At 67.2% G+C, this 6,758-nt stretch carries 8 protein-coding genes; 6 read left to right on the top strand and 2 right to left on the bottom strand.

Going from position 1 to position 6,758, the window contains the following annotated elements; translation table 11 throughout:
• The first annotated feature begins 164 nt into the window (after positions 1 to 164).
• The 6 genes from B9S61_RS24005 to B9S61_RS23980 all read left to right on the top strand — a co-directional run bounded on the left by B9S61_RS24005 (position 165) and on the right by B9S61_RS23980 (position 5,672).
• Positions 165 to 1,268: a tyrosine-type recombinase/integrase gene (locus B9S61_RS24005; protein ID WP_103544119.1), complete on the top strand. Its 1,104-nt coding sequence runs from the start codon at positions 165 to 167 to the stop codon at positions 1,266 to 1,268.
• Positions 1,269 to 1,284: 16 nt separating this feature from the next.
• Positions 1,285 to 1,635, top strand: coding sequence for a helix-turn-helix transcriptional regulator (locus B9S61_RS24000; RefSeq protein ID WP_103544118.1), 351 nt, complete (start codon positions 1,285 to 1,287; stop codon positions 1,633 to 1,635).
• On the top strand, positions 1,632 to 4,073 hold the full coding sequence (locus tag B9S61_RS23995; protein WP_103544117.1) for a hypothetical protein: 2,442 nt from the start codon (positions 1,632 to 1,634) through the stop codon (positions 4,071 to 4,073). Before B9S61_RS24000 ends, B9S61_RS23995 begins: the two co-directional genes overlap by 4 nt.
• Positions 4,070 to 4,549, top strand: coding sequence for a hypothetical protein (locus B9S61_RS23990; RefSeq protein WP_103544116.1), 480 nt, complete (start codon positions 4,070 to 4,072; stop codon positions 4,547 to 4,549). The genes B9S61_RS23995 and B9S61_RS23990 overlap by 4 nt, the downstream gene beginning before the upstream one ends.
• A gap of 137 nt (positions 4,550 to 4,686) precedes the next feature.
• Entirely contained in the window at positions 4,687 to 5,112 is a 426-nt protein-coding gene (locus B9S61_RS23985) for a carboxypeptidase M32 (RefSeq protein WP_146064937.1), read from the top strand.
• A 23-nt stretch (positions 5,113 to 5,135) separates the two neighbouring features.
• Complete coding sequence (locus tag B9S61_RS23980) at positions 5,136 to 5,672, top strand: DUF6262 family protein (RefSeq protein WP_258039825.1); 537 nt, start codon at positions 5,136 to 5,138, stop codon at positions 5,670 to 5,672.
• A gap of 170 nt (positions 5,673 to 5,842) precedes the next feature.
• On the opposite strand, the gene B9S61_RS23975 is transcribed toward B9S61_RS23980, so the two are convergent.
• Positions 5,843 to 6,262 (bottom strand): Clp protease N-terminal domain-containing protein, encoded by a 420-nt coding sequence (locus B9S61_RS23975; protein ID WP_103544113.1) that lies wholly within the window; start codon positions 6,260 to 6,262, stop codon positions 5,843 to 5,845.
• A gap of 109 nt (positions 6,263 to 6,371) precedes the next feature.
• A partial coding sequence (locus tag B9S61_RS23970; protein ID WP_146064891.1) for a transposase family protein occupies positions 6,372 to 6,758 on the bottom strand: 387 nt, incomplete at its 5' end.

Here is a 6,758-nt window from a genome sequence, read left to right as displayed (position 1 = left end):
AACCCTCGGGAATTGCATCAGACGGGCGAGAAGTCGCAGGTCGCCAGGTCACGGCGAGAGCTTGAAGGACTCCGAGGCTACTACGACCTAGCTGCCTGACCAGGCATGTTGCCGATCGTATCCCTTCTGATGCATGATCCTCCCTCCAGAAGGGATGGTCTGGAGTGGTGCATCAGCGCAAGGTGGCCCTGGCCGGGGCGGCTCAACTGGAGCTCGTCTCCGGGGTGGTCCAACTGCGTCCTGAGGACGCGATGTTCGACGCGATGCTGAGGGGCTGGCGTGCTCAGCAGAAGTCGCGGGGGTTGAAGGACGACACGATCGATCCGCGGGAACGACTCATACGCCGGTTCCTGGAGTTCGCGAACGACTACCCGTGGCAGTGGACGCCGGCCCACGTGGACGAGTGGTCGGTCTCATTGACCAGTGAGAAGCACCTGGCACCGTCGACGATCCGCAGCTACCAGGGCACCGTGCGGCTGTTCAGCGAGTTCCTCATCGATAGCCGCTACGGATGGGGCCCTGCCTGCGAGGAAGCCTTCGGCACCTTCCCGGTGGCGGTCTGTCACGAGTGGAACACCATTGCCCACCTCAACGATTACGAGGGCGACCCGGAGGCCAAGCCCTTCACCCGGGAACAGCTGCAGCTCTTCCTCGACTACGCCGACGACCAAGTCGAACGAGCCCTGCGGGCGAGACGCAAGGGCGCCCTGGCGGCCTACCGTGACGCCACCCTCTTCAAGGTGATCTACGGGTGGGGACTTCGCCGGACCGAGACCTCCAAGCTCGACGTGGTCGACTTCGGGCGCAACCCGCAGGCCCGGCAGTTCGGCCGGTACGGCACGCTCAACGTCCGCTACGGCAAGGCCAAGAAGGGCCAGCCGCCCCGGCGCCGGAACGTCTTGTCGGTGATGGACTGGGCCGTCGAGGCAGTTGCCGACTACGTCGAGAACGTCCGTCCGCGCTTCGGATTCCCCGACCACCCCGCTCTGTGGATCACCGAACGTGGTGGACGCCTGCGGCCCGGCTCGATCAACGACCGGTTCGAGGCATACCGCGACGCCCTGGGCCTGCCGAAAGAGCTGGTCCCGCACTCCTTGCGGCATTCGTACGTCACGCATCTGACCGAGGACGGGGTGGACCGCCGCTTCATCCAGCAGCAGGTCGGCCACGAGAGCGACAGCTCCCTGGCCATCTACACGCACGTCAGCGACGACTTCATGAACACTTCCCTGCACAAGGCACTGGCCCCGGCGTTCACCGGGGTCTGACAGGAGGGACCCGGCGATGGCCGCCAAGCTTGATTACCACTGGCACCTGCGCAAAGTCATGGCCGACCGCGGGATGTTCTCCACCACCGACCTCATCCCGCCGCTCGCCGAGCGCGGTATCACGCTGTCCTCCAGCCAGGTCTACCGGCTCGTCGTCGAGCGACCGGAGCGACTGAGCCTGAAGATCCTCATGGCCCTGCTCGACATCCTGGACTGCACCATGGACGACCTCATCGAGCCCATAGCGGTGGCCGGAGCCGTGAAGAAGCCGAAGAAGGCCGCCGCCGGCGGCACGGCCCCCGACACGGAAGGGCTCGGCGGACTGCGGCCAAAGCGAGCCCGGATCAAGGGTATTGACCGGCCGTGACTACCACCGGCTCTCTCGACCGCTCCGTCACGGACCCGATCGGCCTGATCACGGACCTGGTCGCGGATGCCGAGAGCGAACTCGGCTCCGAGACCATCCGGACCGTGGTCACCGCGATCGCGGGCGGCCGCGCGAAGTCACGGAACCTGGCCAAGTTCCTGGCGACGCGCCCCGCCGCTCTGACCGATGGCCGGTCCCCGGCGCCACGGGCCGTCGGCGATCTCCTCATCGCCCTTCGCAGGGCCGGCGCCTCGGCGATCTCGCCACCGGTCTGCGCGGACTGTGGGAAGGGGCTGCGAAGCCTCCAGCGGCAGGGCCAGGACTGGTACTGCTCGGTCTGCATCAAGGAGACCACCGAGTGCGCCGCCTGCGGCAACACCCGGCGCGTCACCTTCCGGGACCGCAAGGGCCTGCCCCGCTGTTCGATGTGTCCCGACCACGATGACCGCGACCCGGCCACGGTCGTCCACACGGTGATCAACACGATCGCCCCGGGCGCCGACCCCGACGTGGTCGCCGAGGCTCTGCGCCGGTCGGCGCCCCACCGTCCCCACTATCGCCAGCGAGTGGTCTGGGCCCTGGAGGAGAACCCCCGCCTGCTGACCGGCGAGGCCCATATCGCCCCGCACCGCGCCATCTTGAGGTTCATCGACCTTCTGCACGAGGCCGGTGTCGCCGGGATCGTCCGGCCGTCCTGCCCTCGTTGCCACCGAGTGGTTCGCATCGACAAGCCGCTCGACGGGCAGCGGGTCTGCCGCAACTGCATCGCCAAGTCCCGCATCGAAGAATGCGTACGCTGCGGAGCCCGACGCGAGCCGGCCACCCGCGACGAGCAAGGGCGACCGCTGTGTCCGAACTGCCTGGTCACCGACCCTGCGAACGCCGAGGTCTGCATCGGATGCAAGGAACGGCGGCGAGTACACACGCGCACCGCCGAGGGCCCGCTCTGCCCCAACTGCTGCCCCCTGCCGGTCCTGGTCTGCTCCATCTGCGGCCTCACCGCTCCCGGCAACCACTCGAAGCTCACCGGCCTGCCCCGCTGTCGCGGCTGCTTCCAGCGCCAAGCCCGCTGCACCACCTGCGGACGCGTCCGTGGCATCCATTCCGGCACCGCGGACGCTCCGGTCTGCGGCCCCTGCACCAAGCCGGACGCCGAGCTCTGGCACCCCTGCCCCACCTGCGGGCAGGCCGAGCGGCTGCGTTCACCGGGGCCATGTCGTCGTTGCATTCTCAAGCAGCGGCTCCACGAGCTTCTCGCCGACGACTCGGGCTCCATACCCCCGAAGCTGCAGGCCCTCAACGACGCCCTGGCCAAGACGGAACGGGTCGGCACGGCGATGCGCTGGCTGGCCGGTGGCATCGTCTCCACCGTCCTGTCCGATCTCGGCTCCGGCCATCGGCCCCTGACACACGAGGCCCTGGACGAACTCCCGGCGGGCAAGGTCGTCGAGCACCTCCGCAGCGTGCTCGTGGCCACCGGCACGCTGCCCCAGCGGGACGAGCAGATGGTCCGCCTGGAACGGCACGTGAACGATCTCGTCACCTCCCACGCCACTGCCGAGGGACGGAAAATCCTGCACCGGTACGCGACCTGGCATCTCCTGCGACGGCTCCGCCGCCGCAGCCGCGGCAACGACATCACGCACACCCAGCTCACCGTCGTCCGCCAGCATCTGCGGGCAGCCATCCATCTCCTCAACTGGATCGAGGTCCAGGGCCTGACACTTGTGACCTGCCGTCAGGCCGACCTCGAACGCTGGATGACCAGCGACGATGTCCGTCACCGCCGGGAGGCGGGCCACTTCGTGCGCTGGGCTCTCGCCCAGAAGATCGCCCGCGATCTCAGCTTCCCGGCCGTCCGATGGAACGGCCCGTCCCAGGCAATGGACGACGAGGCCCGCTGGGCCACCGCTCGCCGTCTGCTGCACGACGACACCCTCAAGTCCGAAGACCGATTCGCCGGCCTGCTGTTGCTCCTCTATGCCCAGTGGCCCGCGGCGATCTCCCGTCTCACCGTCGACCACATCGAGGAGACCGACGGAGCCGTCCATCTCCGCCTCGGCGCCGTCCCCGTCGAGCTGCCCGCACCCGTCGCTGAACTCGCCCTCCACCAGGTCGCGGTCCGCCGCAGCCATGCCGTTCTCGCCCGGACGGATTCCCCCTGGCTCTTCCCCGGCGGTCAGCCCGGGCGCCCGATCAGCGTCTGGGCCATGGGCGAACGACTCCGCAAACTCGGCATCCGGCTCGCCGAGACCCGCTCAACTGCCCTGTTCCAACTCGCCACCGAGCTGCCCGCCGCGGTCCTCGCCCGCACTCTCGGCATCGACATCACCGTCGCCGTCAAATGGCAACGAGCCGCCGCCGGAGACTGGGGCGCCTACGCAGCCGAGGTCAGCCGCCGGAACAGCCAACCCGACCCGATCAGGAACGGACGATGACCACCGACCAGCAGCACCTTTGGACCCTCCTGAGGAAGCTCGACACCTCCGGAGACGCGGAGTTCCCGCGCAACTTCGACCGATCTGCTACCCGAACGCGGTTCAACAAGCTTGCTGCCGACATCGACAGGGAGTTCGCCTGCACCTGCACTGTCGAACGGGACGTTCAGGAGGCCAGCTACCACGGAAGGATCACTATCCCCGTCGCGGCCACAGCGAGTGCCGACTTCATCACGGTAATCGTCAGCAACTTCGGTGATCTGGCTATCGTCACTCTCGGCAACCCCATGAGCTACGACGAGGAGGAGACCAGTTACCTGCTCGATTCCACCGACCTCAGCCGTCTCATCGGGATACTCAGCGAACTCGGATACGTCACCGTCCCCGAACACTTGACTTGGGCCGACTACGACGGCGCGTTGGAGCTCCGCTCTCACGCCAGGAGCTGGTTCGACCGCTTCTTCTTCTACACGTGATCTCAGCCCGTGAGGGCTAGGCATTCGGTGAGTTCCAATACCCGACTCCACCATTAAAGGTCTCCCTGGAACGTAAGCGCGCCGCGGTGGCCACCATGCGCCTGCAGGTTGTCGACCGTTCCGGGCGACCCGCACCCATGGCATCAACCACCGCCTACCAAGCGCGCTCTGTCGCCGTGCCCTACGGCAATTGCACCGAGCCTACCAACATTAAAGCCGGCGGGAAGAGCTGCCCGCTGCGCTTCCAATGCGCTGGCTGCGGCTTCTACCGCCCCGACCCCTCCTACCTGCCCGCCATCGAAGAACACCTCCACCAGCTGCGCACCGACCGTGAGACCGCCAGCGCGCTGGACGCAGCCGGCTTCGTCACCCGCAACCTCACCGACCAGATCGGCGCCTACACCGAAGTCGCCGAGAAGATGCACGAGCAGCTCGCGGAACTCCCCACCGAGCAGCAGACCGAGATCGAGGAAGCCGGACGGATCCTACGCAAAGCCCGCGCCGCCGACGGCCACATCCTGCTCCCGCTCACCGTCATCGACCGCGGCCAGGGGGCCTCGTGACAAGTCCACGAACCCCCGGCCAGGTGCTGCGAGAGGCCCGCCGCAAGGACAGCCGCGACAAACGCGCCCGGGTCCTCCACACCCTGGATGAACTCCTCACCCGCGGCGAGCCGGTCACCTTCACCACTGTCGCGAAGGCCGCCGGCGTCTCCACATGGCTCGTCTACGCCCCCGGTGTCCGCGAGCACATCGAGTCTGCCCGCGCCCAGCAGGCCCGCACCGCAGCCAGCGGCGACGAACCCCGTTCAGCGAGCGGGGCCATGAGTATACGGACCGACCTGGAAGTTCTACGCGCCGACAACCAAAGGCTCCGCGGCCAGGTCAGCGACCTGAAGGAAGCCCTGCAGCGCCAGCTCGGCCGACAACTCGACCAACTCCAAGCGACCGACCTCACAGACCGGATCGGTGAACTGACCGCGCAGAATCAAGAGCTGCAAGGCCAGCTCACCCAGCTCCAACACGAGAATCAGGAACTTGAACGCAGACTTGTCGAGTCCAACGACGACCTCGTCGCCGCTCGCGCAAGCCTCCGGCGCATGATCCGAATCGAGAACTCATAGCAGCAGGCAGCCACGCACATCCAGACCGGGGCCGGGCTGCTCTCGGGTGGACTGCTACAGATTTGGCTCATCGTCGTCCGCCACCGGGCCATCGCCCCGATCGACTCGCGTTCGCCAATCCAGCATCAGTGTCCCGCAGGTACCTGAACCCGCCCCGGCCCGATTGGCGTTCAGGCGTCACCCAAGCGTTGAGAGAGCGTGGCCCGGAATTCTGGGACGTTCATGCCGCACTCGCCCAGCAGCGACACGCTGTCCGTGTCGTTGTCCAGGATCAGGGCCAGCAAGTGGCTGGAGGTGAAGGGCTTCTTGGTGTAGCTCTGGGAGAGTTGGAGGATGTGCTCCATCGATCTGGACCACGGGAGCTCTCGCTTATGGGTCGGCTTGGCGGCCGGTTGACCGGCCGCCAGTGCCGCATACAGGGCCGAGTAGTCGACTCCTGCGGCCTTCAGCAGGCTGCTCGCATCGCTCTCATGGTGAGCGACGCAGAGGAGCACGTGCACGGGGAAGACTTCGGTACGGTGCAAGGATCGAGCTTCGGCAGGGGCCTGTGCGAGGTCTCGAACCGCGTCCTCTGACATCAATTCGGGCATGTGATCAGTATTCTGCCGCGTCTAGTCCACCGTCTACCGGTCTCTGAACAATGGCTGAAGCCTACTGAACTCTTCTCGGTAACGCCTCGTGACGTTTTGTGATCTTCGTTCAGGCGGTGCGGTCGTGCTCGAGCTGGAGCAGGACGAGGGCGGCTCGGGCGATGCGGGTGATGGCCGAGGGGTCGAGGCTGACCCTGCGCAGGGCCTTGAAAGTGACCTTCAGCAGGGCGTTGGCACGTTCGGCGACGGCGTGGACGCCTCGGATCACGGCGTTGAACGCCTGGTCGGGCTCGGCGAGTTCACCGCCCTTGGGCTTCTTGACCGGGTGACGGAAGCCGGGCCCGGCGTTCTCGTAGCCGAGGTCGGTCAGGGTGGGGACGCCCAGGGTGGCGGCGAGCCGGTTCAGGGCGTCGACCAGTCCGTGGGCCCGTGCGCAGGTGGTGTCATGCTCGCGGCCCGGGCGGACCGGGGAGACCCAGAGGGGCCAGCCGTCCGG

The organism is Streptomyces sp. SM1, from assembly GCF_002910825.1.
GTDB classification, from domain to species: Bacteria; Actinomycetota; Actinomycetes; order Streptomycetales; family Streptomycetaceae; genus Streptomyces; species Streptomyces okerensis.
This window is presented reverse-complemented; position numbering and strand designations above follow the sequence as displayed.

Bases quoted from the DNA above. Each gene is read 5' to 3' on its own strand.
- B9S61_RS23975 (WP_103544113.1), bottom strand. From the start codon at position 6,262: ATGCCCGAATTGATGTCAGAGGACGCGGTTCGAGACCTCGCACAGGCC.
- B9S61_RS24000 (WP_103544118.1), top strand. From the start codon at position 1,285: ATGGCCGCCAAGCTTGATTACCACTGGCACCTGCGCAAAGTCATGGCC.
- B9S61_RS23985 (WP_146064937.1), top strand. From the start codon at position 4,687: ATGGCATCAACCACCGCCTACCAAGCGCGCTCTGTCGCCGTGCCCTAC.
- B9S61_RS23990 (WP_103544116.1), top strand. From the start codon at position 4,070: ATGACCACCGACCAGCAGCACCTTTGGACCCTCCTGAGGAAGCTCGAC.